Genomic DNA, 26,847 nt, shown 5'->3' with positions numbered 1-26,847 from the left:
TAGCAAAACCCTCGGCTATTCGATCACGATTTTTCGTCGTTCTACGTAGGCCTCATCGGGGTTCTGTAGTTCGAGTACATACCAACCCGCCGCCAGACCAGAAACATCAATCAAAGCGCTCTGACCGTAGTTCCGTCCAGAGGCTACAGGCTGACCCAGGGTATTATATAAGGTATACGCCAGGGTAGCCGGAGTGCCCAACGGCACGATGTTGATTTCCGTCGCTGCTGGATTCGGATAGACTTGCCAACGTCCAGGCGCATCCAATTCACCCAGACCGATCGTTCTTAGGGAATCGCAGTAAGCCTCTACTTCTTCCAATGCGGTGAGCATGTTCAGTTTACCGTCCGTAGTAGTGATGTTGTTCAAAGAGAAGTTCAGCACGGTACTGCGGAATAAGATTTTGCGCATGATGAGCGCCGCGGAATCCGGATAGGAGCGCGCTAAGTCCGCCAACTGGTTACAGGCTGCCGAGTACATTAGGGCCAGTGTTCCCGTGACATGAGGTGTTGCGCCTGAAGTACCGCCAAATCCGCCATAGGTATCACCCAAGTCCGTGGTATAGGTTCCTTGGCCATAAGCGCCCATGTCGATGGTGCTGTCTCCATATCCTGCGCCGGTCACCTTCACGTCCTGGTTGTTCATATTGGTCACCGAGATCAGGTAGTCGGAAGGGCAAGCGGTTGGCAAGTCGCCGATGACATCGACATCGTAATTGCCGTTGATGGTAGCACCACAGTTCAAGACACCCTCCAATCCCAAACTGTCGTAGAAGTTACACCAGAGTGGAGCGCTGGATGGCTGCCCGAAGTCAACCCCCCAAGAGGCGTTGGTCGATACGATGTAGGCTCCTTCCGTTCCTTCGCTTTGGTTGTAGCGTCGTCGCTGTGTCAATACATAACCGTAGGCCGCGAGCGCATCAGATTCTCCGCCACCACCTACGATGACCATGACTTTCACGTCCCAGTTAACTCCGGAAACACCATTGCTGTCGTTTCCTTGCGCACCCACGATACCAGCAACTGGAGTACCGTGCCAGCCTCCCCAGTTTCCGTCTTTAATGTCGTCGTTGTTGGTGTAGGTGTTCCACCCCAAGTGGTCATCTACATATCCATTGCTGTCGTTGTCGATTCCGTCTCCGGGAATATCCGCTCGGTTGATCCAGAGGTTGTCACCGAAGTCGGAGTGTGCGGTATCAATCCCGTCGTCGATAACGGCTACTACAATAGTATCTCCGTTGACCGTAAGTCCACCAGTTGTAATGTCCCAAGCGTCTTCAGCATCGAGGTCTGCATTGGGGTTGTTCACATTGTTGTACTGCCATTGACTTCCGTAGTTTAAGTCATTGGGAATGGCTCGATGCGTGATGGGGCGATTGCCCTGTGCAGCCACAACGCGCTCATCGGACACGACCCAGCGAATGGTTTGATCCACGGGAACCACCGGGTTGAACTTCAGGTGATACATGCGAAGCTCTTGGCTCAAGACCTTATCGGCCCGTAGGGCCAAAATCGAATGCTCCGCGTTCATTTCTTTAATAAGATCATCAATATTTTCTCCGGGGAAGAGCTGTACTAGAACATCTCCGGGGTAGGGTGCCGCGCTTTCTTGAGCAAAGGAGTTCAGCGAGATCACCGCGAGGGCTAGGAGTAGAAATCGTTTCATCGTAAGTAGTTGAGGCCTAAAGATATCAATAATAACGTCTGAAGGCATGTTTTGGTTAGCAAGGCCGTGACTAAATAAGTCCTGCTTTGTAGTTTTGTGTCATGATCAAGGTTGGCGAAACACTGGTAAGTGAAGAAATTCTGGAAAAGGAGTTCGTGTGCAATTTGACCGCGTGCAAGGGAGCATGTTGTGTTGAAGGAGATGCCGGGGCACCGCTTCTGGAAGAAGAACTCGCCGTTCTCGATGATGAGTACGATCGCATCGCAGACTTTTTGCGTCCAGAGGGTCGCGCGGCCATCGAAGAGCAAGGGCATTACATCGTAGACAACGACGGTGATTTTGTCACGCCCCTCGTTAAGGGAAAAGAGTGTGCCTACACGACCTTCAGTGAGAATGGAATGGCCATGTGTGGAATCGAGCAAGCGTGGAAAGAAGGGGCAACGACTTTTCGCAAACCCGTAAGCTGTCATTTATATCCCGTTCGCGTCACCAAGTACCCGACCTTTGAAGCGGTGAACTACCACAAATGGCCCATTTGTTCGGCGGCCTGCTCCTTAGGTGCTGAACTTCAGGTATCTGTCTTTGAATTCACAAAAGAGGCCCTGCGCCGGCGCTTTGGCGACGATTGGGTTTCTGAAATGGAGTTGGTCGCTCAGGAATGGTCGAAGTGAATGTTCCCGGAGTGTTAATCACACGTGAATTCAACGTGAAAAAAAATCGCCAAAATTGTTTGGAAAAATGACTTTCCAACGTTCATGGGGGTTTCACGGATTTCACGTTTAAGAGGCTGTTAATAAATCCGTTTCAATGTGGAAAAGTGCATATTGACTGATGAATATTTAATGTAAATATTTGTCTTGCACCTTGGCTAACTAGCCTCCGCACCAATCAGAATTTAGTATTAGAGTTTTTCAAATGAACGCCCGCTAAACGGCGGGATAAGGGACCTTTTACCCCCTTTTTTAGGCTCTAAACATTAGGAAAAACGCGATAAAGAACGGCCCATGAACGCTACACAGGTAGACCCGATCCTCAGAGAAAACAAAGATCGCTTTGTCTTATTCCCCATAGAGCACCACGACATTTGGCAGTGGTACAAAAAAGCAGAAGCCAGCTTCTGGACGGCGGAAGAGATTGACCTTCATCAAGACTTGACGGATTGGAATACGAAGTTGAATGACGACGAACGTCATTTCATCAAACACGTATTGGCCTTCTTTGCAGCGAGCGATGGAATCGTAAACGAAAACCTAGCCGAGAACTTTGTGAATGAGGTACAGTATACCGAGGCGAAGTTTTTCTACGGTTTTCAAATCATGATGGAGAACATCCACTCGGAGACGTATTCTCTATTGATTGATACCTATATCAAGGACACGGAAGATCGCGACCGCTTGTTCCACGCTATTGAGACCTTTGACGCCATCAAGAAAAAGGCAGATTGGGCTTTGCGCTGGATTGAGAGCGACAGCTTTGCTGAGCGATTGATTGCTTTTGCTGCTGTGGAAGGAATTTTCTTCAGCGGAAGTTTCTGTTCTATTTTCTGGTTGAAGAAGCGCGGAATTATGCCGGGATTGACCTTCTCCAACGAGCTCATCAGCCGAGATGAAGGTCTGCACTGCGACTTTGCGGTTCACTTGCACAACAACCACTTGGTCAATCAGGTGCCCAAAGAGCGCATCAAACAAATTATTACCGAAGCGCTAGACATCGAGCGCGAATTCATCACGGAAGCTCTGCCTGTGAGCTTGATCGGAATGAATTCAAATCTGATGACCCAGTACCTCGAGTTTGTCGCTGACCGCTTGTTGGTCGAGTTGAACTGCGAGAAAGTCTATGGGTCTGAAAACCCATTTGACTTCATGGACATGATTTCCCTTCAAGGTAAAACGAACTTCTTCGAGAAGCGCGTGGCGGAATACCAGAAGGCCGGAGTTATGAGCCAGAGTGCTGAAGAAAACAAGATATCCTTCGACGCGGATTTTTAATCCGTTCACGAGTAACCATCATCAAACCATTTCCCAACCCTCCCAAAGTATAAAGGCGTATGTACGTAGTAAAAAGAGACGGCCGTAAAGAAGCGGTGAAGTTCGACAAGATCACCTCGCGAATTCAAAAATTGTGTTACGGCCTCAACCCCTTGGTTGAACCGACTTCAGTAGCCATGAAGGTGATTGAAGGAATTTACGAAGGGGTGACCACCTCTGAACTCGACAGCTTGGCTGCTGAGGTATCGGCATCGATGACCACGCGCCACCCGGATTACGCGCAATTGGCTGCCCGCATTGCGGTTTCCAACTTGCACAAGAACACGGAGAAGTCTTTTACAGAGACCATGACTTCTTTGTACGAGTACGTCAACCCTAAAACAGGATTGAAAAGCCCGTTGATCGCGGATGACGTTTACGAGATCATCAAGGAAAACGAGGCCGTTTTGGACAGCACCTTGATCTATGACCGCGACTTCGGTTATGACTACTTTGGGTTTAAGACCTTGGAGCGTTCGTACCTCTTGCGCTTGGACGGTCACATTGCGGAGCGCCCACAGCACATGTTGATGCGTGTGGCCATTGGTATTCACAAAGAAGACATCGATTCAGCGATCGAGACTTACGAGTTGATGTCTAAGAAGTACTTCACGCATGCGACGCCGACCCTCTTTAACTCGGGAACGCCTAAGCCTCAAATGTCGAGCTGCTTCTTGTTGACCATGAAAGGCGACAGCATTGACGGCATTTACGACACGCTGAAGCAGTGTGCTAAGATTTCTCAATCTGCAGGTGGAATTGGTTTGAGCATTCACCACGTACGCGCCACGGGATCGTATATCCGCGGAACAAACGGAACGTCTAACGGAATTGTACCGATGCTCCGTGTCTACAACGACACCGCTCGTTATGTAGACCAAGGAGGAGGTAAGCGTAAGGGAAGCTTTGCGATCTACGTAGAGCCATGGCATGCAGACATTTTCGACTTCTTGGATCTGAAAAAGAACCACGGTAAAGAAGAAATGCGTGCGCGCGATTTATTCTACGCCCTTTGGATTCCAGACTTGTTCATGCAGCGTGTTGAAGAAGACGCCGAGTGGACCTTGATGTGTCCAAACGAGTGTCCAGGTATGCCAGACGTACACGGAAAAGAGTTCGAAGAGCTCTACTTGAAGTACGAGGCTGAAGGAAAAGGGCGTCGCACCATCAAGGCGCGTCAGCTTTGGGAAACCATCCTCGAGGCACAAATCGAGACCGGAACTCCGTACATGTTGTACAAGGATGCAGCAAACGGAAAATCCAACCAAAAGAACTTGGGTACCATTCGTTCTTCGAACCTCTGTACCGAGATCATTGAGTACACAGCCGAAGACGAAGTCGCCGTATGTAACTTGGCCTCCATTGCCCTTCCAAAATTTGTGAAGGATGGCCAGTTTGATCACCAGTTGTTGTTCGACATCACCTACAAGGTGACCTATAACTTGAACAAGGTAATTGACCGCAACTACTACCCAGTGGCAGAGGCGCGTAACTCGAACATGCGTCACCGTCCTGTAGGATTGGGGGTACAAGGCTTGGCTGATACCTTCATCATGCTCCGCTATCCATTTACTTCTGCTGAGGCGAAGAAATTGAATTCGGACATCTTCGAGACCATGTACTACGCGGCTTTGACCTCTTCAAAGGACATGGCCAAAGAAGAAGGTACCTACGAAAGCTATGAGGGTTCACCCATTTCACAAGGGATCTTCCAGTGGAACATGTGGAACTTGGACGAAAGCGATTTGAGCGGAAACTGGGATTGGAACACCTTGCGTGACGAAATCAAAGAGCACGGTGTCCGCAACTCCTTGCTAATGGCTCCAATGCCAACGGCCTCTACCTCACAAATTCTGGGGAACAACGAGTGCTTTGAGCCGTACACGAGCAACATCTACACCCGTCGTGTATTGAGTGGTGAATTCATCGTAGTGAACAAGCACTTACTCATTGACTTGGTGAAGTTGGGCTTGTGGGACAGCGATATGAAGGACGAGATCATTCGTGCGAATGGATCTATCCAGCACATCGATGTGATTCCAGACAACATCAAAGAACTGTACAAAACCGTTTGGGAACTGAGCATGAAAGACATCATCGATATGGCCGCCGATCGAGGAGCCTTTATCGACCAGAGTCAATCCATGAATCTCTTTATGGAGAATGCGAACATGGGTAAAGTAACCTCCATGCACTTCTACGCGTGGAAGAAAGGGCTCAAAACCGGTATGTACTACCTCCGCACGAAGGCAGCTGCGGACGCGATCAAATTCACGGTTCAGAAGCAAGCCAAAGCGCAGGTTGAGCCTGTGGTTTCTTCTGAGCAAACCGAGAAGATTCAAGAAGAACGCGTCAGTAAGCTGGAGGAAGCAGCCAAGAAGATGGCAGCGGAAAACGCGGACATCATTGCGTGCTCCATTGATAATCCTGATGAGTGCGAAGCTTGCGGAAGTTGATCTAGAGTGCAATTTATTTAACTACGCAGGGAAACCCCGGACACCGCGAACTTGTCCGGGGTTTATTTTTTCTCCTACCTTGTAAAAACAAGAGCCCCCACGGAATACGCAGGGGCTCAGTACCGCAGGTCCAAAAAAGTTTCAAAAAAAGACCTGCGTTGTACTTTGACTTTTTCTTTCAAACGAACCTGAAACTCGATTTGTTTTATGCGAACGGCAGTCCTTTCCTGCTTTAGTCTCTTACTTTCTCTTGGTGTGTTAGCTCAAGAGGTACGAGAACCGGATATCGTTGGAGGGAAACGCGAATGGAAATACCTAGTGGAGACGCAGCTTCAGTATCCTTACGCTTCCATTCAAGCGGGTGAGCAAGGCACCGTTTCTATTGATTGCTATATATCTTCAACAGGTCAGCTGGAAGAAATAGAATTCATCAAGTCCGTATCACCGGCAGTAGATCGCGAGGCCTTGCGCATACTCAAGCACGTGGTATGGCGCCCCGGCGTATATGAAGGATCGGAAATTCAAGGGGTCACCCGAATGAAGATCGATTTCTATCCAGACCGGTACTATCGATATTGCAGAAATCGCGGCTACCGTTTATTGCCACACCCAGTCACCCCTGTTTCTGAGGAAACCACTTTGTACACGAAAGAAGAAGTGGATAGTGTAGCCAAACCCCTCATTCCCGAAGGCTGGGAAGCTTTCCCGTACATCTTGAGCAAGCTTAAATACCCTGAAGATGCAGTCCGCGAGAGTATTCAAGGAGAAGTTCGTTTACGCTACGTCGTAGAACAATCAGGACATATTACCAATGTGGAAATCGTGCAAAACCTCGGAGGCGGTTGCCCGCAAGAAGTCACGCGCGTATTGCGTGCTTTGGATTGGATACCGGCCATCCGAAACGGTATGGCCGTTCGCTCTACTCAGGAAATATCCATCCTCTTCCAGCTCGGGGTAGGGGGCACCGCAAAGGAATTTGTCTACGGGGCCCAGCAGGGGATTTACTGACCCTCTTCAAGGCGCTGCATGCGCTGCATTGGGTTCTCCCCGCCTCTGCTTCTGCGCTTGTACAGCTCGAACTTGGTCGGCTGTTGACGGGGTGGCCAGTAGTTGTTTCCCGTATCGGTATCGGCCGTTTCCAAATTCGGATCCAGAACCACGCCCACCAGCTCTTTTTCACTGAAGAAGACTTTGGAGACCTCAGTCGCATCCATCTTCCAGATTTCAGCTGGAATATACTTGCGCTCGGAACTACCATCAGCGTAATCCAAACGAAGAATAATGGGCATGGGGATTCCTCCGATCATTTCCACATCAATCTGATAGTAGTTCAATCCGCTTTCCAGAAGCGCACGATCGTTTTCGTCGAGTTTGCTGAGGTACTTTTCGTAGTCCTCACGGTCGAGTTGAGTCGGCTCTAGAGGATCGTACTCATTGTAGAAATCGAGCAAGTCCGGACGCGCATCCGTCACCTTTGGAATAGTATCATTCCGGAGGTCACCAATAAAGTCTGGTTGAGCTGCATTGCGCCCCTTTTCCAAGGCCATTTCTACATCGGGGTCCTTGGTGTCGATTTGATACCAACGGACGCTCTTAAGCCCCATATCGACGTGATCCGTGGTGTAGAACCAGCTTCTCCAGAACCAGTCGAGGTCCGTACCCGAAGCATCTTCCATGGTGCGGAAGAAATCGGCAGGGGTGGGATGCTTGAACATCCAGCGCTGGCTGTAGGTCTTGAAAGCGTAATCGAAGAGCTCTCGGCCTAGGACCGTCTCTCTTAGGATGTTCAACGCCGTAGCGGGCTTTCCATAGGCGTTGTTCCCAAACTGCCAAATACTCTCGGAGTTGGTCATGATGGGGCTGATGTAGGACTTATCCCCCTTCATGTAGTCTGTAATCTTGTAGGCAGGTCCACGACGACTGGGGTAATCGGGCTCCCACTCTTGTTCGGTCAAGTACTGAACAAAGGTGTTCAAGCCTTCGTCCATCCACGTCCACTGGCGCTCATCGGAGTTGACGATCATGGGAAAGTAGTTGTGACCAACTTCGTGGATGATAACCCCAATCATACCGTATTTGGTACGCTCGCTGTAGGTACCGTCGGCCTCAGGGCGTCCACCGTTGAAGCAGATCATCGGATACTCCATACCGATGCGGTCGGTGTGCACGGAAATAGCCACCGGGTACGGGTAATCAAAGGTGTACTTTGAATAGATGCGGAGCGTGTGCGCAACCACTTCAGTTGAATACTTCTCCCACAAAGGGTTTCCTTCTTTTGGGTAGTAGCTCATGGCCATAACCGTGCGGTCGCCGAACTTCACACCCATGGCGTCCCAAATGAATCGACGCGAGCTGGCAAAGGCAAAGTCACGAACGTTCTCCGCTTCAAATGTCCACGTGCGGGTTTTATCCGTTACGGGATTGGCTATTTTTTCATCTGCTTCTTCTTGAGTCACGATCATGACCGGACGATCCGCGGTGCGCGAATCGCTGTAGCGACGGCGCTCGGTTGAGGTCAATACAGAGGAAGCATTCTGAAGTTCTCCAGTAGCCCCGACGATGTGATCGGCAGGGACAGTCAAGTTGACTTTGTAATCTCCAAAGGGAAGGGTGAATTCACCGCGGCCCAAGAACTGCTTGTTCTGCCAACCTTCGACGTCGTTGTACACGGCCATGCGAGGGAAAAACTGGGCAATGGTGTAAAGGTAATTTCCATCTTCTTCGAAGTATTCGAATCCGGAACGTCCACCGACCTTGCTGCGGTCATTGATGTTGTACCACCACTTGATTTGGAAGGTATAGGACCCGCCTGCCGCCAAGGGCTGAGGCAAGTTGACGCGCATCATGGTTCCGTTGATCACGTATTCCAGCTCATTTCCTCTGCTGTCTTTGACCCAGTCAATCTTGAACCCACCATCGTAGTCGCTGTGCATACGAGCCAGTGTTCCGAAGGACATTTTATCCTCGATGTCCATTTGGCTGATCATTTCGCGATCGCTGCCTTTGGCGCGCATGTTCTGATCGAGCTGAACCCAGAGGTATTCTAGGCGGTCCGGGGACTCGTTGTGGTAGGTGATTCGCTCTTCTCCGTACAGGCGTTGATTCTCGTCATCCAGGGTGAGGTCCATGACGTAGTCAGCCTGCTGCTGATAGTACTCATGACCTGGAGCTCCAGCTGCGGTGCGGTATACGTTGGGCGTGGGGAGCTCATCGTACAGTTGACGGAATTTGTTTTCGTTGGTGTTTTGAGCCCATCCGGCCGTGAGGCCGAAAACGAATAAAAGCGTAAGTAGTTGCTTCATTTTACCAGGGTTTGGTTTGGTAGATCAATATCAAGCTAATGCCGAGCGCCATGCCCGACGTAACTAGGGTCCAATCGCGTTGTTTCACCGACAGGAGCCCGCTCAGCAGGGCGTATACCATCATGATGAAACCAACGATGATCAGCTGGCCAATTTCCAGGCCGAGGTTGAATCCGAGCAAAGGGAGTACAATGTCTGCTTCTCGCCCCAGTAGGGTTCGAAAGTAGTTGCTGAATCCGAGTCCGTGAATCAACCCAAAGCCTAACGCCAGTCCATATTTAATGTTCAGGCGGCCTTTGCCAGAGAAGAGATTGCCCACAGCGGTGAGCAAAATGGTGACGGGGATTAAGAACTCAATGAGTGCCGAGTCCACCACCACAATCTTCAATGCCGCCAAGGCTAGGGTCACGGAATGACCCACGGTGAAAGCCGTTACCAGAATAAGGAGCGGTTTCCAATCGCGAATCGAATACACGGCGACCAAAGCCAATAAAAAGAGCATGTGGTCGTAGCCGTCGAAGTCCGCGATGTGCTCGAAACCGAGCCTGATGTATGTCTCAAATGGCGACATGAGGGGCGAATTTAACAATTTCGTCTTTTCCCGTACCTTGAGCGCATGATCAGTACGGTACTACTCTCCATTTCCCTCTTACTTCATCCGTTTTACGTCAGTGTGACGGAAGCCAAATACAACAAAGAAGCGCGAACCCTCGAATGCAGTGTGCGCATCTTTACCGATGACCTCGAGCGCGCCCTGAAGGATCGCGGACACGGGGTTTTGAATTTGGATAGTGACGAAGAAAGCGCACAGGCCGATTCCTTGATTGGTCACTACGTGCTGAGCACCTTCACGGTGGTTACCGATAAAGGAAAACGCCGCTTGGTCTACGTGGGACGCGAGTACGAAGAAGATGGAACCTATGTGCACTTTCAGGCCGAGGCCATCAGCACCCGATTCAAGTGGGTTGAAATGCACACGAACCTGTTGGTCGAGCAATTTGAAGACCAGCGGAACATCATTCACGTAACCAAAGGTGCCTCTACGCACAGCCTGTTGCTCAATGCGAAGGATCGCGGAGGCACGGTAACATTCCAAGAGTAAGATGAAACAGATTTGGACCCTTTGCTTTTCCCTCCTCCTGGCCCTAGGGGCCGCGGGGCAAAGCGATTATTACAATGTATTGATTCACGCCGCAGACGGTGGTATGGGTCCCTGCGAGCCTTCCATTGCGGTCAGTGTAGCTGATCCAAATGTCGTGGTCGCGGGAGCCGTCCTCAACGACGTGTACCGGAGTACCGACGGCGGCTTCACCTGGACGAAAAACAAATTGCGCTCCCCTTATGGGGTGTGGGGAGACCCCTGCATTGTATCGAACAGCAAGGGCGATTTTCATTTTTTGCATTTGAGTGACCCTACGGGTCGAAACTGGAGCAGCGAGGAAATCCTCGATCGCATCGTTTGTCAAACGTCCACCAACTCGGGCAAGAGCTGGGGCAATGGCACGTACATGGGACAGCGTCACCCCAAGGATCAGGACAAGGAATGGGCGGCTGTAGATCTGCGGAACGATGCGCTTTACGCCAGCTGGACCGAATTTGATGACTACGGGTCAGAGAATTTCCCCGAGGATCGTTCCCGTATTCTCTTTTCGAAGTACACCGGCAAGGGGGAAGGCGGATGGTCAGAGCCCATTATTCTGAGCGAACTGGAAGGAAACTGTATCGATAGCGATAGCACTACAGAAGGCGCCGTTCCGGCCGTTGGCCCCGAGGGGCAGCTCTACGTCGCGTGGTCCTTTGCGGATCAGATTTATTTTGATCGATCCATGGATGCCGGCGCCACCTGGTTGGATCAAGACCTCGTGGTCAGCGATCAGCCCGGAGGGTGGGATATTGATATTTCAGGAGTTGGACGCTGCAATGGAATGCCGGTGACCGGCTGTGATGTCAGCGAGGGTCCAAACCGGGGGCGTATCTACGTCAACTGGGCAGATCAGCGAAATGGCGAAGACGATACGGATGTTTTTCTCGCGTACAGTGACGACGAAGGAGATACTTGGTCCGAACCGATTCGCGTCAACGATGACGGTGCGGGCAAGCAGCAGTTCTTGACCTGGATGGCGGTGGACCCGATGACGGGTCATATTTACGTGGTCTTCTACGATCGCCGAAACCACAAAGGCGATACCACGGACGTCTACTTGGCCAGCAGTACGGATGGAGGAATGACTTGGACCAACGAACGCATTAGCGAGTCTCCTTTTACGCCTGTTGGCGGAGTGTTCTTTGGAGACTACAACAACATTTCAGCCGTGGACGGAGTGGTTCGACCCATTTGGACTCGCCAAGAAGGGCGAGAGACCAGCATTTGGACCGCCATCATCAACAAATAAGGGCAGTATGAATCTATTGATCGTTTCCACCAGCACGGTGCACGGTAAGGGCTATTTGGAGTATATCTTGGAGGAGGTTCAGGACTTCTTTTCGGGTGTTGAGGAGATCGTATTTGTGCCCTACGCTCGTCCGTCGGGAGTCTCACATGATGATTATACCGCCGTGGCCGCGAAGGCCTTTGCTCAGATCGGTATAGCGGTTCGCGGGGTACATACCTTTGATGATCCTGCGGAAGGAATACATCGTGCCGCAGGCACATTCATCGGGGGAGGGAATACCTTTCTATTGCTGCGGGAGTTGTATGCGAATGGACTGGTGGAACCGCTGCGGAAGCGAGCCGCCGAGGGCATGCCGTACATGGGCACCAGCGCGGGAAGTAATGTTGCGGGCCAGACCATCAACAACACCAACGATATGCCCATCGTATATCCACCGTCTTTTCAGGCGCTCGGCTTGATGCCTTTCAATGTGAATCCGCACTATTTGGATCCCGATCCGAACAGCACCCACATGGGGGAAACGCGGGAAACGCGCATCAATGAGTTTCACACGCAGAGCGCCACTCCAGTGGTCGGAATACGAGAGGGAAGCTGGTTGCGCTTCCGAGATGAGCACGTTGAATTGAAAGGTCCACTGACCGCCCGAATCTTTCAAGCCGGACAGGACCCCTGGGAACACAACCCCGGTCCTTTAGAGCTCTAGTGCCTTTTTCACGTTGGATTCACCGCCGAGCAATAGCTCGGTAGGATTCTCCAATGCTTCTTTTACCGCGACCAAGAATCCAACCGACTCACGTCCGTCGATGATTCGGTGATCGTAGCTTAAGGCCACGTACATGATGGGTCGAATCTCTACTTTTCCGTCTACAGCCACAGGGCGCTCAACGATGTTGTGCATACCCAGAATGGCGCTTTGCGGAGGATTGATGATCGGGGTACTGAGCATGGAACCAAAGACTCCACCATTGGTGATAGTAAAGGTTCCTCCGGTCATTTCATCCAAGGTGATGGATCCGTCGCGTACCTTTCCGGCCAAACGACCGATTTCGGCTTCTACACCGCGGAAGCTCATGTTCTCGGCGTTGCGCAATACAGGAACCATCAGTCCTTTAGGGCCACTTACGGCGATGGAGACATCGCAGTAGTCGAACTTCACTTGGTTGTCGCCGTCGATCATGGAGTTCACATCAGGGAACTCTTGAAGCGCACGGGTAACTGCTTTGGTAAAGAAGCTCATGAAGCCTAAGCCCACGCCGTGCTTCGCTTTAAATTCTTCTTTGTACTGTTTGCGCAAGGCGAAAATGGGGCTCATGTCCACCTCGTTGAAGGTGGTCAACATGGCCGTTTCGTTCTTCACAGAGACCAAGCGGGTAGAGAGGCTTCTGCGCAGTTTAGACATGCGTTTGACCTCGCTGCTGCGCGCTCCTTGTCCTGGTGATCCCATGGAAACAACCGCCTTCTGGGCGTCTTCTTTGGTCACGCGTCCGTCGCGACCGGTACCCTTAACGTTGGACAGGTTGTTTTCTTCGATAATCTTTTTCGCCGCTGGAGAAGGTGTTCCCGAAGCGTAAGTTTCTTTGGCCGCTGGAGCGGGCTCTTCTTTCTTCGGCTCTTCGGCAGCTTTCTCTTCTGCTTTTGGCTCTTCTTTGGCGGCCGGCGCAGCAGCTCCTTCTGGTGCAGCGGCATCCGTATCGATCAAGCACACCACTTCGCCCACAGCAACCGTGTCGCCTTCCTCGGCTTTTAAAGTGATGACTCCGCTTTCTTCAGCCGGAAGTTCCAAGGTTGCCTTGTCCGAGTCTACCTCGGCAATGGCCTGATCTTTTTCGACATAATCTCCGTCTTCCACGAGCCAGGTCGCGATTTCAACTTCGGAGATGGATTCCCCCGGACTGGGGACTTTCATTTCTAAGATCATGATCGTCTATGCTTTGATCGTTTAAATTTCAAAAGTTTCTTGAACGATGGCGCGCTGGCGCTCCATTGCTCGTTTACTGGATCCCGTCGCCGGTGCTGCGCTTGCTTTCAAGCTGACGCGTTGTAGGCGAACTTCTTCGGGGAAATGCTGGAGCAAGAATCCCCATGCGCCCATGTTGGCGGGTTCTTCCTGAGTCCAAATATGTTTGTCGGCCTTTTGGTACTTGATCAAAAGGGCCTTGATTTCGTCTTTAGGCAAGGGGTATAACTGCTCGATGCGCACCAAGGCCACATCGTCTGCTTTGCGCTCTTCTTTCTCAGCGAGGAGTTCGTAGTAGACCTTTCCGGTACAGAAGACCACTTTACGCACCTTGCTTGGATCCGCGGTGGCGTCGTCAATGACGCTGCGGAAATGCCCTTCAGAAAGTTCTTCCAAATGGCTGGTTGCTCGTGGATGGCGCAACAAGCTTTTCGGGGTCATGACCACGAGTGGCTTGCGGAAATTCCGGCGCATCTGGCGGCGAAGAAGGTGGAAGTGGTTCGCAGGCGTTGTCGGATAGGCAACGATCATGTTCAGATCGGCGCAGAGCTGCAAGTAGCGCTCCAATCGCGCAGAACTGTGTTCCGCTCCCTGTCCTTCATATCCGTGAGGCAAGAAGAGGACCATACCGCTGCGGTTTTTCCACTTGTCTTCCGCTGCGCTGATGAACTGATCGATCATGATTTGTGCACCGTTGGAGAAGTCTCCAAACTGTGCTTCCCAGATAACCAAGGTTTCCGGTGCAGCTAGGGAGTAGCCGTAGTCAAATCCCATGACTGCGTATTCGCTGAGCAATGAGTTGTAGATGGCGAATCGTCCTTGATCCACGCCCAACTCATTGAGCAAACACACTTCTTCTTCGGACTCTTCCACCTTCATGATGGCATGACGGTGCGAGAAGGTTCCGCGCTCGACGTCTTGACCGGAAATTCGGACGTTGTGCCCTTCGGTCAAAAGTGTGGAATAGGCCAACAGTTCGGCCATTCCCCAATCGAGGTTATTGGTCTCTTCGATCATCTTGCGACGATCGCCCAAGACCTTGACCATTTTCTTGTACAGGTTTTTGCCTTCGGGGACTTGGCTGATGGCCCGCCCCAATTCACGCAGTTTGTCCAGGTCGTAGGTAGTGTCTACATCGGCGAACATCTGCTCCACGTTGTTGGCAAAGGTGTAGGGCTCCCACACCTGCTCCATAAATGGCGTAATCTTGTTCTTCTCGATTTTCTTGGACTCGTCAAAATCCCCTTCGAGCTGCTTCTTGAACTCCTCGTCAATTTGCTTTAGCGTCGCTTGGTCGAGGGTTCCTTCGGCGATGAGTTTATCCGTGTAAATCTTGCGCGGATTCGGGTGCTTGGCGATGATCTTGTACAGGTTGGGCTGCGTAAAACGCGGCTCATCTCCTTCGTTGTGCCCGTATTTCCGATAACCCAACAGGTCGATGAAGACATCCTTGTGGAATTGCTGGCGGTAGTCCATGGCAAAGATCATGGCGTGAACCACAGCTTCTACATCATCGCCATTCACGTGTAGTACAGGACTCAAGGTAACCTTGGCCACATCCGTACAGTAGGTACTCGAACGACCGTCGATGTAGTTGGTGGTGAATCCCACCTGGTTGTTGGCGACAATGTGGACCGACCCTCCGGTTTTATATCCGTCGAGTTTAGCCATTTGTATTACCTCATAGACCACGCCTTGACCGGCGATGGCCGCATCCCCATGAATGAGGATGGGTGCTACTTTTTGCGTGTCTTCGTTCCAGTCATTGTTGATCTTGGCACGCGCCATACCTTCAACGACCGGGTCAACCGCTTCCAAGTGCGAGGGGTTCGGGCTCAAATTCAAGAGCACCTCTTTACCCATTTCAGTTTGATGATTCGAGGTATAGCCTAAGTGGTATTTTACGTCACCGTCAAAGAGCTCATCTTCGAAATCCTTGCTCTCAAATTCACTAAAAATTTGGGTGTAGGTCTTGCCAAACACATTGGCCAATACATTTAGACGGCCACGGTGGGCCATCCCGACCACAAATTCCTCCACTCCAAGGTGCGCACCGCGCTCAATGGCGGCGTCTAGGGCGGGAATCAATGCTTCTGCTCCTTCCAAGCTAAAGCGCTTCTGACCGACAAATTTCCGGTGCAAGAAACCTTCAAAAGCTACCGCTTCGGTCAGCTTGGTGAGGATCTCCATCTTCTGCTTCTTGGAAAATTTTGGCGTGTTGTAGTCTTTTTGAAGCCAGTTCTGTATCCAGCGACGTTCTTCAGGGTCGCGGATGTACATGTACTCCACCCCGATGGATTGGCAGTAGACCTGCTCTAGGTGGTTTACAATATCCTTCAAGGTCGTGGCTCCCAGCCCAATTTCACTTCCTGCTTGAAAAACGCTGTCAAGATCTGAATCCGAAAGGTCGAAGTTCTTCAGCTCAAGAGTAGGGACGTACTTGCGTCGTTCACGAACGGGGTTGGTCTTGGTGAACAAGTGCCCGCGTGTACGATAGCCTTCAATCAGCTTGAGTACGCGAAATTCCCTTTCGACGTGCTGTGCGGCGACGCCAGAAGTAACTTGATCCGCTGCGTAATCGCCTGCGGAACCGTTATAGCTTTCTTGAGCAAAATCGTAGCCCTGGAAAAAGGCACGCCAACTGGGCTCTACCGAGTCCGGCGATTCCAAATATTGCTCGTAAAGATGATCGATGAATTGGGTGTGGGCAGCTCCTAAAAAGGAATATCGGTCCATGTGTCCTACCTGTCGGATTGAGTGTTCAAAAGTACGAAATCTACAGAATGAGCTCGTTTCCGAAAAGAACAAATATCAGGGACCAAGGTTCGCCGTGCTTCAGCCATCAGATATTCGGCTATCAAAGGAGCCCTCACTGTTTTGAGCATTTTTGAAATGCTCCCGTAAAACAACCTTTTGAAGCTCGCGCTCCAGGATCTTGTGGCAGATGAATTCTAGGAAATCAGCGTGTTCGCTGGCCGCTCTCCGCATTTCCTTTTCATCGAGGTCGATGCGGTACAGCAGACTCATAAAACGCTCTGGATCATTGTTTAGGAGATCGTCAACGATGGGCCGGATTTGCGCAAATAGCTCATCGTATGCGGCTTCGCTGTCTCCGCTAAACCGAATATCGAAGTCGAAAATCTGGAAATCCTTCTGAATCTGTTCTACCGTCCGGCGCAGAAAGGAGATCTGCCGGCGGTACTTTTCGTACTCAAGTGGAAGTGACATTAGTGTTCGCGTTGCATGAGGCTTTCCGCGAGCCCAATAAGCGGAGCCTTACGGCTCGATGGTACACGGACCTCCTCGAGGTGTTTCATACCAAGTTCGTAAAACTCATCCATTTTCGCACGAACTTGAGCAGGAATCTCCAGGGTGTCGTAAAGGCCCCGAACGGCTGAGATTTTTTCCTCATCCCGATCATTCACCCCAATGTAGGAGTGCAATAGAGCGCGTTGCTCCTCGCTGGCTTGGGCTTCAGCCGTGAGCCAGAGGTAGGTTTTTTTGTCGCAGAGGATGTCTCCGGCCACTTGCTTGCCCACTTTTGCCTGATCGCCATAGACGTCCAAAAAGTCGTCTTGAAGTTGAAAGGCAATGCCGATGTTGCGACCAAATTGGTAGAGGTGCTCAGCATCCTCCGCGGAAGCACCCGCAATCAGTGCTCCCATTTCTAAAGCGGCCGCGAGCAATACCGAGGTCTTGTATTCGATCATGTGGAGGTACTCGTCCACCGTGACATCGGTCCGCGATTCAAAATTCATGTCCAGCTGCTGTCCTTCGCAGACTTCGATAGCCGTGCGGTTGAAAAGGGCCATGACGCTCGCTTGGACATCGGGCCGTAGGCCCAAAAGAAAATCATAACACTTCACGAGCATGGCATCGCCGCTCAAGATGGCAATATTGGCGTTCCACTTTTCGTGAACTGTGGCCTGGCCGCGCCGCAAAGGCGCCTCGTCCATGATGTCGTCGTGCAAGAGACTGAAGTTGTGGAACCATTCTACGGCCAATGCGGCGGGAAGGGCCTCGTCAGCCGAGCCTTCAAAGAGTTCGCTTCCGAGCAAGACCATCACCGGGCGAAGGCGTTTGCCGCCTAAGGACAGGATGTAGCTCATGGGCTCGTACAGCTCACGAGGGTCGCCCGTCACGGCGTTTTTTTGAAGGTTTTCAGCAAAGTAGGACTGGAGGGCAACGACGCGTTCGTGCATCAGAAATCGCGGTTTAACAACTGAATGAGGTACTGTCCGTAGCCGCTTTTCATCAAGGGCTGTGCGATCTCTTTGAGCTGGGCGTCGTCAATGAAGCCATTGCGCCAAGCAATTTCTTCGATACAGCCGACTTTGAGGCCTTGGCGTTCTTCGATCACTTGAACGAACTGGCCGGCTTGCATCAAGCTCGGGAAGGTTCCCGTATCGAGCCATGCTGTTCCGCGGTCGAGAATACCCACCTGAAGTTTTCCGCGCTCTAGGTAAATCTTGTTGATGTCGGTGATTTCGTATTCCCCACGGGCCGATGGCTCGAGGTTCTTGGCGATTTCCACTACGTCGTTGTCGTAGAAGTACAGTCCAGGCACCGCGAAGTTACTCTTGGGCTGAACGGGCTTTTCTTCGATGGAAATGACATTTTGTTGGTCGTCGAATTCCACCACACCGTAGCGCTCGGGATCTGAAACATGGTAGGCAAAGACCACCCCTCCATCGGGATCGTGGTGTTCCACCAGTAATTTACCCATGCGCGCTCCGTAGAAGATGTTGTCTCCCAATACAAGGGCCGCTGAATCATCTCCGATGAATTCTTCGCCGAGTACAAAGGCCTGAGCCAGTCCATTGGGGACTTCTTGGACTTGGTAGCTGAAGTTGCATCCAATGCGTGATCCATCGCCCAGTAGGTGTTCAAATCGGGGTAGATCCTGCGGGGTGGAAATGATAAGAATGTCTTTGATCCCGGCCATCATCAAGGTCGACAGCGGATAGTAAATCATCGGCTTGTCAAAAATGGGCATCAACTGCTTGCTCACAGCAAGGGTCAAGGGATGGAGTCGGGTGCCGGCGCCTCCGGCGAGTACAATTCCTTTCATGAGGTCGTGTTGTTTTCGGATTCTTCTTCCTTGCGAACGACGAGTTCATCGAGATCGATGTCCTCTTCCTCATCTAAGATATCAATTAATGGCTCTTGGAAGGTTCTGGTCGTGATTCTCTTCTGCAAGGTCAAGAGCAGACTGGGCAGCAACAGCAAGTTGGCCAGCATGGCAATCAAGAGAGTGAGCGACACGAGCATACCTAAGGCCTTGGTTCCGCCGAACTGGGATGCCATGAAAATGCTGAAACCAAAGAACAACACGATGGAGGTGTAGGTCATACTCACGCCTGTCTCGCGAAGGGCTTGTAATACACTTTCCTTGATGTCCCATTGGCGCACCTTGAGTTCTTGTCGGTATTTGGCCAAGAAATGGATGGTGTCGTCTACCGAAATACCAAAGGCAATGGAGAAGACCAAGATCGTGGAAGGCTTGATGGGAATGTTGAAGTAGCCCATCATGGCCGCTGTCAAGAGTAGAGGGATCAAGTTCGGGATCAGAGACACAATCACCATACGGGCCGAGCGGAACATCCAGGCCATAAATAAGGCGATCAAGAAAATAGCCAGCGCCAGGGAAACCACTAGGTTCTTCACGAGGTAGTTGGTTCCCATGATGAAGACCACCGAAGTTCCCGTCATGGTCACATCGTATCGGTCCGGGTTGAAAAGGCTGTCGATTTGAGGTCGCAGGTTTCGCTTGAGTGAATCCATCTCGCGAGTCCCGATATCCGCGATATTGGCGGAAATACGCGCGTAGCGTCCGGTCGAGTCCACCAGCATCTTGACGGAACTGGCTTCGGTGTTGGAGCGATTGACGTACGAGAAAATGAAGTTTTTGTCCTGCGAGTTGGGCAGGGTGTAGAAGTTCGTATCTCCTCCGTAGAAGGCTTGTTTGGAGAACTTAGCCAAGTCAACAATGGAAAGAGAACGGCTGAGCTCGGACTTCTCGGACATAACTCCCTGCAAGGCATCCATACGCTTCATGGTGGTGAGCGAAGTCACGCCATTGGGGCGCTTGGTGTCGATCATGATCTCGAAGGGAAGGACTCCATTGAAGTTCTCCTCAAAAAAGACCAAGTCCTGGTAGAGCTTGGCGTCTTGAGGCAGGTCTTCAGCCAAGTTTCCAGTCTTGCGCATGCGCAGCATTCCGAAGATTCCCGCGGTGATCAAAATCGCCGTGGTGACGTAAATACTGGTGCGCTTGTATTGAACCCGGATCAGCATCCAGTCCACAACTTTGTTAATCCACTGGCGCTCTAAATGCTGGACATGGCGCGTTTTTGGTGGTTTCGCAAAACTGAAGATAATGGGAATCAATAGGAGGGAAAGGACAAAAACAGCCATGATGTTGACCGATGCCAGAATACCGAATTCAACGAGCACTCTGCTGCTCGTAAGAATGAAGGTCGCGAAACCGGAAGCGGTAGTCGCATTGGTCATCAAAGTGGCGTTCCCAATCTTGTGAATCACCCGACTCAGCGCTTTTACCTGATTGCCGTGCTTCACGTACTCCTGATGGTACTTGTTCAACAGGAAGATGCAGTTAGGCACCCCGATCACAATAATGAGCGGCGGAATAAGCGCCGTAAGTAGCGATACCTTGAAGCCGAACAGGACGATAAATCCCATGGACCAGACCACGGCAACCACCACAACGACCATGCTGAAGAGCATAGCTCGGAAGGATCGGAAAAAGAGGTAGAGGATGAGTGCCGTGACCAAGAGGGCCATCAAGACAAACATCAAGATTTCATCCTGGACTTTTTCGGCGTTGACCGTTCGGATATAAGGGAAGCCGGAGGTGTGGGTTTCCAGGCCAGTTTGTTCGGTGAAGTCTGCAATAATTCTCCGGAGGTTGTTCACCACCCGAACCCGTGCTTTGTCGTTGAGGATGTCCTTCTCCAGAGAGATGGCCATCAGCGTAGCGCCGGTCTCAGGGTTGTAGAGAATGCCTCGGTAAAAGGGCAGGTTCAAGAGCACTTCGCGCAGGGAATCGAGTTCTGCTTGATCCTTGGGGAATTCGGGCATCACTGGGTGAACGTCAAAGGCCTGAAGGCTGTCGTTCCGTTCAATGATGAGGGCATCTGCTAGAATGAGCGTACCGGTGACACCGGGCTGTTCGGCCAAAGTATCGGCGAGGTCATTCCACTGCTTGAAGTTTTGATATTCCCGAAGGTTGGGGTCTTGGATACCCACGACGATGATGTTTCCCTCGTCGCCGAATATATCCTTGAAGTTCTCATAGCCCACGTTGGTGGTGTCGTCCTTGGGCAATAGGCGCGCGTATTCGTAGTCCATTTGGACAAATTGCGCTTGGTATCCCATAAAGGCTGTAATCAGCCCAATGGCGACAAGTAGGGTAATTCTGTTACGCAGAATGATGCGAGCGATGAACGTCCACATGGATTGGGAACTCCTTCAGTTTGGAACGTACGAAAGTACGGATTATTCCTGCCAGAAAAAACGGTAATTCAGCCGCAGGGCCCAGTTCTCCCAAAAGTCTGACTTCCCGTATGGACCGTATCTGTAGTAAGCTCCGAAACCGAGGTTGTTGAAGAGCTGGGTAAATTCCACTCCAGATTCAAAAAAGCCCTGGTCCATGGTCTGATTCCCGATATTCAAGTGACGCTCCGGATTCTCCGCATCTCCCCAGGCTGCCTTGGTGACAATCCAAAAGGCGGCGTTGTTGTCCTCTTTCTTAAACATGCGGCCGAAGTTGTGTCGGAGAATAATTTGTGCGTAGCGATCGCTGAGGAATTCGTTTCGCTGCATGGTTTCGAATGAGTTGTTGTCGCTGGCGAAGTTGGGCCCATTATACCAGCCGGCATAGAGGCGAGAGTAGGGAAGATCGCCACCGGCCCATCCACCCGTAAGGGTGAGGTATAAATCGCCTAAATGACGGATGCGCCAGCGCTGCTCCAATTTGGCATCGACGCGCCAATAGTCGAAGTCACTGCCCCAAACTCCCTCCAGACCCCGCGCAACTTGCAAGGTGTAAATGGGATAGGTTTTGTCGATGGTGACGTACCCGAATTGGGTTTGCATGTAGCGGTCTTTTGGCGCCCATTGAATGGAAACCCCCGCTTCGGTATAGTTAAAGGCACGCGATCCGCTGGTGGAATCGGTGACGTCCCCGAGGTATTGGTAATCCCCCACTGTAATGCGGCGTTCCCATTGTCCAAAGAGTCGCATTTTCATATTACTCAGTGGGCGTACGGCCACATAGGCGTTGTGGCGAGAGGCGATATCGACCTGTCGGATGGTCAGGGCGCGATAGTCGTTGATGAGCAGTTTCCGCCCTTCGACGTAGAAAGGAACTCCTCCCGACTCGGGCGTATCATACGAGTAGTCATACCCAATTTTGAGATCCTTGGCTTTGCTGAGGGTATACTCCCCGTCAAACCCGTATTTAGCGGCGCCGTCGCGGAAACCCCATCCCCAAAAGCCACCGACGGTGAAGCGGTCACTGAATTTTTCGTTGGTGTGCACACCTAAGCCGAGCCGAACGGCTTCGTAGCTGTTTACTTGGATGATGCGGTCCAGATCCAGACTGATGGGGCCAATAGGCCAACGTCCGGTTAGGATGGACTGAAAGGCCTTCAGCTTGGTATCGATATTTTCTGCCTTTCCAATGGAGTCGAGCACCCTATAGGTCTCCTGCTCTTTGTCGGTCAAATTACTGTCGATGCGGTAAGGAGCCCAGAATTCGTCATCGCGTTTGCCCGCTTTTCCTTCCAAAGTGACTGCCGTGTTCGGAATCTTCCGCTTTTCGAGGTCTGGATTGATTTTGATGTCCATCAAGTAACTCCGCCCAATGGCTTTGGGGACAATTCCGTTCGCTTCAATGGGTGGCACAATGTCCGTGTTCAGTTGAGTTGGAAACCAATGTTCGCCATCTACCCGCTCGTACATTTGCTGGATTTTGATGGGGAATTCGGTATTCTCTAGAGCGGGTTCCGCAATCACATTGGAGATGGCGTACTTGTCAGAATTGATGTATACCACCCCTTTGAGACCAATGATATTGGCCCGTACGGAGGGTTGGTAAGCGATCACGAAAACGCTATCTCCTTGAGCCGTATAAATGGTGTCTTGAAGCTCGTAAACATAGCGCTTGATGGACCCCTTTGCGATGGGGTTGAGGTAGTCATCCCCGAGAACGGTAATGTAGTCGTCGTAGAAGCTAAAGCTCTGGAACTCGTTGGCGAGCACCACAAAATTAGGGCTTTGCAGTCCGGAAATGCGAGACGCGATCACCCGCTCGTTATCTCTTTTCCCTTTGATGTATTGCCGCTCACTGATGTTCTCCATAATGAAGAGGTGCTGCTTTTCGGAAAACTCTTTCACCTCTAAATTACTGCTGTCTTCTCGGGTCAAGGGGACCTCAGGAACCTCCAGTGAATCGAGATCGAGGGTGATTAAAAACTTGGAATAAGAGTCATAGGAGAAGGAGGGGTAATTGGTCGGTTTGTTTTCATCCTTGAAGTCTACCGCCTTCCGGACAATGCGGTGCGCTGGATTTTCGTTGGCGACCAGTTCGACCTCGTTGATGAGAAAGTTCTCTGCGGTCATCCTTACGATGAAAGGCTTCTTTCCGCTGAGGTCTTGTGGTACAGAGACGGTTTTAGTTTCGTATCCGACAAAGGAGAGGGTCAGGGTCTTGGGAAGGGGCTCGTCCAACCAAAAGCGACCGTCGATATCGGTTACGGTTCCACGTCGAGTATCATCGAAGGTGATGTGAACGAAAGCAAGTCGTTCGTTGGATTCGTCGTCGACCACGTAGGCAGCCATTTGCTGCGCAGACAAGGAGTAGGTCAAAGCGATTAGGAGGAAGGTGAGTAGAGGTTTCATCGCATCAAAATAAAAAAAGCGCCTATCGTTAAGACGGCGCTTTGGCAAAATTGTTACAACACAAGGCGTTAAACGTGCATTATTTCTGCTTCCTTACGCTCGAGATGGTTGTCGACCTTGGTGTTGTAGGCATTGGTAATGCCTTGAACTTCGGCTTCTGCATCTTTGGCCAAATCTTCTGAAAGGCCATCGTTTTGCAAGTTCTTGATCTCGTCATTCGCTTCTTTTCGCGCATTCCGAATCCCCACTTTGGCATGCTCCGCCTCAGCGCGAGCTTGCTTGACTAAGTCTTTACGTCGCTCTTCCGTTAGAGGTGGAATGTTGATGATCACGGACTCACCATTGTTTTGGGGATTGAAACCGAGGTTGCCATTGATAATGGCTTTTTCGATCTCTGGAATCATCTGCTTTTCCCAAGGTTGTACGGTCAGCGTACGCGCATCAGGGGTGTTGATGTTGGCCACCTGAGAAAGGGGCGTTTCTGTGCCGTAGTAATCCACCTTGATGGAGCTGAGCATGCTGGGGTTTGCACGGCCGGCGCGAATTTTCAATAGCTCTTTTTCCAAGTGGACAATGCTCTTGTCCATGGACTCGCGAGTGGTGTCGTAGATTAAATCGAGTTCTTCGTTCATCTCCTTCTGCTTTTTCGGGTGGCCTAAGATATCAAATTCTAGTTCTCAACTAGAGTTCCAACGTTCTCCCCTCGGACAACTTTCTCCAAGTTCCCGGCTGTATTCATGTCGAATACGATGATGGGCAGGTGGTTCTCTTTGCTCAGTGTAAAGGCCGTCATGTCCATGACGTTCAATCCTTTTTCGTAAACGTCCTTAAAGGTCAAATTCTGATAGCGCACAGCATTTTTATCCTTCTCCGGGTCGGCTGAATAGATACCGTCAACGCGCGTTCCTTTCAAAATCACATCTGCCTCAATTTCTACGGCGCGCAGGGTTGCTGCCGTGTCCGTTGTAAAATATGGATTGCCCGTACCACCTCCGAAAATAACAATACGTCCTTTTTCCAAGTGGCGAACGGCGCGGCGTCGAATAAACGGCTCGGCTACCTTGTCCATCTCAATGGCTGACTGGAGGCGCGTTTGTACGCCCATTCCTTCCAGCACAGACTGCATGGCCAATCCGTTGATGACCGTAGCCAACATACCCATGTGGTCTCCCTGTACTCGGTCAATCCCTTGGTCCGATGCGCCAAGTCCGCGGAAGATGTTTCCTCCACCGAGCACAATGGCGACCTCAACTCCCGCTTCAACAACTTTCTTAATGTCTTCAGCGTACGCACTGATGCGCTTGGGATCAATGCCGTAACTATTGTCCCCCATGAGGGCCTCTCCGCTCAGTTTCAGTAGAATTCTTTTGTATTTCATCTCGTGCAGTTGTTTGGGTAAAGTTAGAGCAAAAAAAAGGAGAGAACTAAGTCTCTCCTTTAAAGGTTGTGGTGGGCGAATTAACCGCCGAGGCCAACGCGCTTGAATGCAGTTGCAGTCAAACCTTTGTCCACGGAGTTCAAATAATCCGCAACACTTTGCTTGCTTTCTTTGATGAAGGCTTGGGACATCAAGGTGTTCTCCTTAAAGAATTTACCTAAGCGGCCTTGAGCAATGCGATCGAGCATTTCCTCTGGCTTTCCTTCTTGACGTGCCAAGTCTCGACCCACTTCCAGCTCGCGGTCGATGGTCGCTTGATCAACACCGTCCTTGTCTACTGCGATCGGGCTCATCGCGGCAACTTGCATTGCTACGTTTTTCCCTGCATCGTCAGCAGAAGGAACTCCGCTCAATCCTACCAAGCTCGCCAATTTGTTTCCAGCGTGGATGTACGCGGCTACAAACGGAGCATCCAATTTCTCGTATGCAGAAACTTCGATTTTCTCACCGATAACACCGGTCTGCTCGGTCAATTTCTCTCCAACAGTCATGGTGTCGTCGAAAGAAAGTGCCAACAATGCATCTTTAGTATCTGGAGTGTTGGCCAAAGCAACATTCAAAATGCTGGTTGCCAATTCAACAAACCCTTCATTTTTCGCAACGAAGTCGGTTTCACAGTTCACAGATACCAAAACACCTGTAGTGTTATCTCCGTTGGTGGTGGCCAAAACAGCTCCTTCGCTCGCTTCACGATCGGCGCGCTTAGCAGCTACTTTTTGTCCTTTTTTACGAAGAATGTCGATGGCTGCGTCAAAATCACCTTCGGCTTCTACCAAAGCTTTTTTACAATCCATCATTCCAGCTCCTGTCTGCTTGCGGAGCTTATTTACGTCTGCGGCAGTAATGTTCGCCATTTTACTGATCTAAAAATGTGATGTTAAAGACTGGGTGAATTATTTAGCTGCTGAAGCTTCTTCTTTCTTCGCTGCTTTCTTCTCCTTCTTCTCTGCAGGAGCTTCATCCTTGTCTGCTTTACGAGCAGAAAGGCCTTCTTTCACAGCGTCGGTAACGTATTCCAAGATTACTTTGATTGCTTTAGAAGCGTCGTCGTTTCCTGGGATAGCGAAGTCTACCTCATTAGGGTTAGAGTTCGTGTCAACGAGTGCGAAAGTAGGGATGTTCAATTTCTGCGCTTCTTTCACGGCGATGTGCTCGCGCATGATGTCCACGATGAAGATGGCACCTGGAAGACGATTCATATCCGCGATGCTTCCGAGTTGCTTCTCGAGTTTCGCACGCTGACGAGTCACTTGGAGGCGTTCGCGTTTTGATAGTGAATCGAAGGTTCCGTCTGCGATCATCTTGTCGATGGTCTGCATCTTCTTGATTGCTTTGCGGATGGTCACGAAGTTCGTGAGCATTCCACCTGGCCAACGCTCGGTAATGTAAGGCATGTTCAATCCTTTCATTTGCTCTTCCAAGATCTCTTTCGCTTGTTTCTTGGTCGCCACAAAGAGGATTTTCTTTCCACTGGCTGCAATGGATGCCAGCGCCTTACGACTTTCGTCGAGTTTGGCCGCCGTTTTCTTGAGGTCGATGATGTGGATTCCGTTGCGCTCCATGAAGATATAAGGAGCCATCGCAGGATTCCACTTGCGGGTCAAGTGTCCAAAGTGTACACCTGATTTTAACAGTTTTTCAATTTCAATTGGTTGCATAATGCAAATTGGTTTACGTTCTGTAAG

General features: G+C 50.9%; 21 protein-coding genes. 7 read left to right on the top strand and 14 right to left on the bottom strand.

Annotated elements, in window-relative coordinates:
• Positions 1–15: 15 nt before the first annotated feature.
• The gene (locus tag HZ996_02740) at positions 16–1,665 is read right to left on the bottom strand and encodes a S8 family peptidase (GenBank protein QTN38101.1); all 1,650 of its coding nucleotides are present in this window, start codon (positions 1,663–1,665) and stop codon (positions 16–18) included.
• A gap of 101 nt (positions 1,666–1,766) precedes the next feature.
• Between HZ996_02740 and HZ996_02735 the strand changes: the two genes are divergently transcribed.
• The 4 genes from HZ996_02735 (at position 1,767) to HZ996_02720 (ending at position 7,156) form a co-directional block, all read left to right on the top strand.
• Positions 1,767–2,336, top strand: a complete 570-nt coding sequence (locus HZ996_02735; GenBank protein ID QTN38100.1) for a DUF3109 family protein — start codon at positions 1,767–1,769, stop codon at positions 2,334–2,336.
• Positions 2,337–2,669: 333 nt separating this feature from the next.
• Entirely contained in the window at positions 2,670–3,653 is a 984-nt protein-coding gene (locus HZ996_02730; protein QTN38099.1) for a ribonucleotide-diphosphate reductase subunit beta, read from the top strand.
• Positions 3,654–3,712: 59 nt separating this feature from the next.
• Entirely contained in the window at positions 3,713–6,148 is a 2,436-nt protein-coding gene (locus tag HZ996_02725; GenBank protein ID QTN38098.1) for a ribonucleoside-diphosphate reductase subunit alpha, read from the top strand.
• A gap of 207 nt (positions 6,149–6,355) precedes the next feature.
• Positions 6,356–7,156 (top strand): energy transducer TonB, encoded by an 801-nt coding sequence (locus HZ996_02720; protein ID QTN38097.1) that lies wholly within the window; start codon positions 6,356–6,358, stop codon positions 7,154–7,156.
• Here HZ996_02720 and HZ996_02715 read toward each other — a convergent pair.
• Together HZ996_02715 and HZ996_02710 are read right to left on the bottom strand one after the other, a co-directional pair.
• On the bottom strand, positions 7,150–9,450 hold the full coding sequence (locus tag HZ996_02715; protein ID QTN38096.1) for a M1 family metallopeptidase: 2,301 nt from the start codon (positions 9,448–9,450) through the stop codon (positions 7,150–7,152). The two genes, HZ996_02720 and HZ996_02715, sit on opposite strands and share 7 nt — an antisense overlap.
• A 1-nt stretch (position 9,451) precedes the next feature.
• Entirely contained in the window at positions 9,452–10,021 is a 570-nt protein-coding gene (locus HZ996_02710; GenBank protein ID QTN38095.1) for a HupE/UreJ family protein, read from the bottom strand.
• A gap of 45 nt (positions 10,022–10,066) precedes the next feature.
• Here HZ996_02710 and HZ996_02705 point away from each other — a divergent pair, with 45 nt between their 5' ends.
• Genes HZ996_02705 through pepE form a run of 3 tightly spaced genes read left to right on the top strand, consistent with a single transcriptional unit; the run spans position 10,067 to position 12,546 of the window.
• Complete coding sequence (locus HZ996_02705; GenBank protein QTN38094.1) at positions 10,067–10,552, top strand: hypothetical protein; 486 nt, start codon at positions 10,067–10,069, stop codon at positions 10,550–10,552.
• Between the two features lies 1 nt (position 10,553).
• Entirely contained in the window at positions 10,554–11,843 is a 1,290-nt protein-coding gene (locus HZ996_02700) for an exo-alpha-sialidase (GenBank protein QTN38093.1), read from the top strand.
• Between the two features lie 7 nt (positions 11,844–11,850).
• The gene (gene pepE / locus HZ996_02695; protein ID QTN38092.1) at positions 11,851–12,546 is read left to right on the top strand and encodes a dipeptidase PepE; all 696 of its coding nucleotides are present in this window, start codon (positions 11,851–11,853) and stop codon (positions 12,544–12,546) included.
• On the opposite strand, the gene odhB is transcribed toward pepE, so the two are convergent.
• The 11 genes from odhB to rpsB form a co-directional block, all read right to left on the bottom strand.
• Positions 12,535–13,761 (bottom strand): 2-oxoglutarate dehydrogenase complex dihydrolipoyllysine-residue succinyltransferase, encoded by a 1,227-nt coding sequence (odhB, locus tag HZ996_02690; protein ID QTN38091.1) that lies wholly within the window; start codon positions 13,759–13,761, stop codon positions 12,535–12,537. The genes pepE and odhB overlap by 12 nt on opposite strands.
• Before the next feature lie 21 nt (positions 13,762–13,782).
• Positions 13,783–16,536: a 2-oxoglutarate dehydrogenase E1 component gene (locus tag HZ996_02685; protein ID QTN38090.1), complete on the bottom strand. Its 2,754-nt coding sequence runs from the start codon at positions 16,534–16,536 to the stop codon at positions 13,783–13,785.
• A 99-nt stretch (positions 16,537–16,635) separates the two neighbouring features.
• Positions 16,636–17,028, bottom strand: a complete 393-nt coding sequence (locus HZ996_02680) for a hypothetical protein (protein QTN38089.1) — start codon at positions 17,026–17,028, stop codon at positions 16,636–16,638.
• Positions 17,028–18,002, bottom strand: a complete 975-nt coding sequence (locus tag HZ996_02675) for a polyprenyl synthetase family protein (GenBank protein ID QTN38088.1) — start codon at positions 18,000–18,002, stop codon at positions 17,028–17,030. The genes HZ996_02680 and HZ996_02675 overlap by 1 nt, the downstream gene beginning before the upstream one ends.
• Positions 18,002–18,871, bottom strand: coding sequence for a glucose-1-phosphate thymidylyltransferase RfbA (rfbA, locus tag HZ996_02670; GenBank protein QTN38087.1), 870 nt, complete (start codon positions 18,869–18,871; stop codon positions 18,002–18,004). Before rfbA ends, HZ996_02675 begins: the two co-directional genes overlap by 1 nt.
• The gene (locus HZ996_02665; GenBank protein QTN38086.1) at positions 18,868–21,276 is read right to left on the bottom strand and encodes an MMPL family transporter; all 2,409 of its coding nucleotides are present in this window, start codon (positions 21,274–21,276) and stop codon (positions 18,868–18,870) included. Before HZ996_02665 ends, rfbA begins: the two co-directional genes overlap by 4 nt.
• A gap of 42 nt (positions 21,277–21,318) precedes the next feature.
• Entirely contained in the window at positions 21,319–23,724 is a 2,406-nt protein-coding gene (locus tag HZ996_02660; GenBank protein QTN38085.1) for a carboxypeptidase-like regulatory domain-containing protein, read from the bottom strand.
• Positions 23,725–23,792: 68 nt separating this feature from the next.
• A complete protein-coding gene (frr, locus tag HZ996_02655) occupies positions 23,793–24,356 on the bottom strand; it encodes a ribosome recycling factor (GenBank protein ID QTN38084.1) in 564 nt (187 codons plus the stop codon).
• 38 nt (positions 24,357–24,394) lie between these two features.
• On the bottom strand, positions 24,395–25,102 hold the full coding sequence (locus HZ996_02650; protein ID QTN38083.1) for a UMP kinase: 708 nt from the start codon (positions 25,100–25,102) through the stop codon (positions 24,395–24,397).
• Positions 25,103–25,182: 80 nt separating this feature from the next.
• The gene (locus HZ996_02645; protein QTN38082.1) at positions 25,183–26,016 is read right to left on the bottom strand and encodes an elongation factor Ts; all 834 of its coding nucleotides are present in this window, start codon (positions 26,014–26,016) and stop codon (positions 25,183–25,185) included.
• A 39-nt stretch (positions 26,017–26,055) separates the two neighbouring features.
• On the bottom strand, positions 26,056–26,820 hold the full coding sequence (rpsB, locus tag HZ996_02640; GenBank protein QTN38081.1) for a 30S ribosomal protein S2: 765 nt from the start codon (positions 26,818–26,820) through the stop codon (positions 26,056–26,058).
• Positions 26,821–26,847: the final 27 nt, after the last annotated feature.

It is taken from the genome of Cryomorphaceae bacterium, from assembly GCA_017798125.1.
Classification (GTDB): Bacteria; Bacteroidota; Bacteroidia; order Flavobacteriales; family ECT2AJA-044; genus ECT2AJA-044.
This window is presented reverse-complemented; position numbering and strand designations above follow the sequence as displayed.

Bases quoted from the DNA above. Each gene is read 5' to 3' on its own strand.
- rpsB (QTN38081.1), bottom strand. From the start codon at position 26,820: ATGCAACCAATTGAAATTGAAAAACTGTTAAAATCAGGTGTACACTTT.
- HZ996_02730 (QTN38099.1), top strand. From the start codon at position 2,670: ATGAACGCTACACAGGTAGACCCGATCCTCAGAGAAAACAAAGATCGC.
- rfbA (QTN38087.1), bottom strand. From the start codon at position 18,871: ATGAAAGGAATTGTACTCGCCGGAGGCGCCGGCACCCGACTCCATCCC.
- HZ996_02710 (QTN38095.1), bottom strand. From the start codon at position 10,021: ATGTCGCCATTTGAGACATACATCAGGCTCGGTTTCGAGCACATCGCG.
- HZ996_02720 (QTN38097.1), top strand. From the start codon at position 6,356: ATGCGAACGGCAGTCCTTTCCTGCTTTAGTCTCTTACTTTCTCTTGGT.
- HZ996_02740 (QTN38101.1), bottom strand. From the start codon at position 1,665: ATGAAACGATTTCTACTCCTAGCCCTCGCGGTGATCTCGCTGAACTCC.
- HZ996_02705 (QTN38094.1), top strand. From the start codon at position 10,067: ATGATCAGTACGGTACTACTCTCCATTTCCCTCTTACTTCATCCGTTT.
- HZ996_02665 (QTN38086.1), bottom strand. From the start codon at position 21,276: ATGTGGACGTTCATCGCTCGCATCATTCTGCGTAACAGAATTACCCTA.
- HZ996_02645 (QTN38082.1), bottom strand. From the start codon at position 26,016: ATGGCGAACATTACTGCCGCAGACGTAAATAAGCTCCGCAAGCAGACA.
- HZ996_02650 (QTN38083.1), bottom strand. From the start codon at position 25,102: ATGAAATACAAAAGAATTCTACTGAAACTGAGCGGAGAGGCCCTCATG.
- HZ996_02700 (QTN38093.1), top strand. From the start codon at position 10,554: ATGAAACAGATTTGGACCCTTTGCTTTTCCCTCCTCCTGGCCCTAGGG.
- HZ996_02715 (QTN38096.1), bottom strand. From the start codon at position 9,450: ATGAAGCAACTACTTACGCTTTTATTCGTTTTCGGCCTCACGGCCGGA.
- HZ996_02735 (QTN38100.1), top strand. From the start codon at position 1,767: ATGATCAAGGTTGGCGAAACACTGGTAAGTGAAGAAATTCTGGAAAAG.
- HZ996_02675 (QTN38088.1), bottom strand. From the start codon at position 18,002: ATGCACGAACGCGTCGTTGCCCTCCAGTCCTACTTTGCTGAAAACCTT.
- pepE (QTN38092.1), top strand. From the start codon at position 11,851: ATGAATCTATTGATCGTTTCCACCAGCACGGTGCACGGTAAGGGCTAT.
- frr (QTN38084.1), bottom strand. From the start codon at position 24,356: ATGAACGAAGAACTCGATTTAATCTACGACACCACTCGCGAGTCCATG.
- HZ996_02725 (QTN38098.1), top strand. From the start codon at position 3,713: ATGTACGTAGTAAAAAGAGACGGCCGTAAAGAAGCGGTGAAGTTCGAC.
- HZ996_02660 (QTN38085.1), bottom strand. From the start codon at position 23,724: ATGAAACCTCTACTCACCTTCCTCCTAATCGCTTTGACCTACTCCTTG.
- HZ996_02685 (QTN38090.1), bottom strand. From the start codon at position 16,536: ATGGACCGATATTCCTTTTTAGGAGCTGCCCACACCCAATTCATCGAT.
- HZ996_02680 (QTN38089.1), bottom strand. From the start codon at position 17,028: ATGTCACTTCCACTTGAGTACGAAAAGTACCGCCGGCAGATCTCCTTT.
- odhB (QTN38091.1), bottom strand. From the start codon at position 13,761: ATGATCTTAGAAATGAAAGTCCCCAGTCCGGGGGAATCCATCTCCGAA.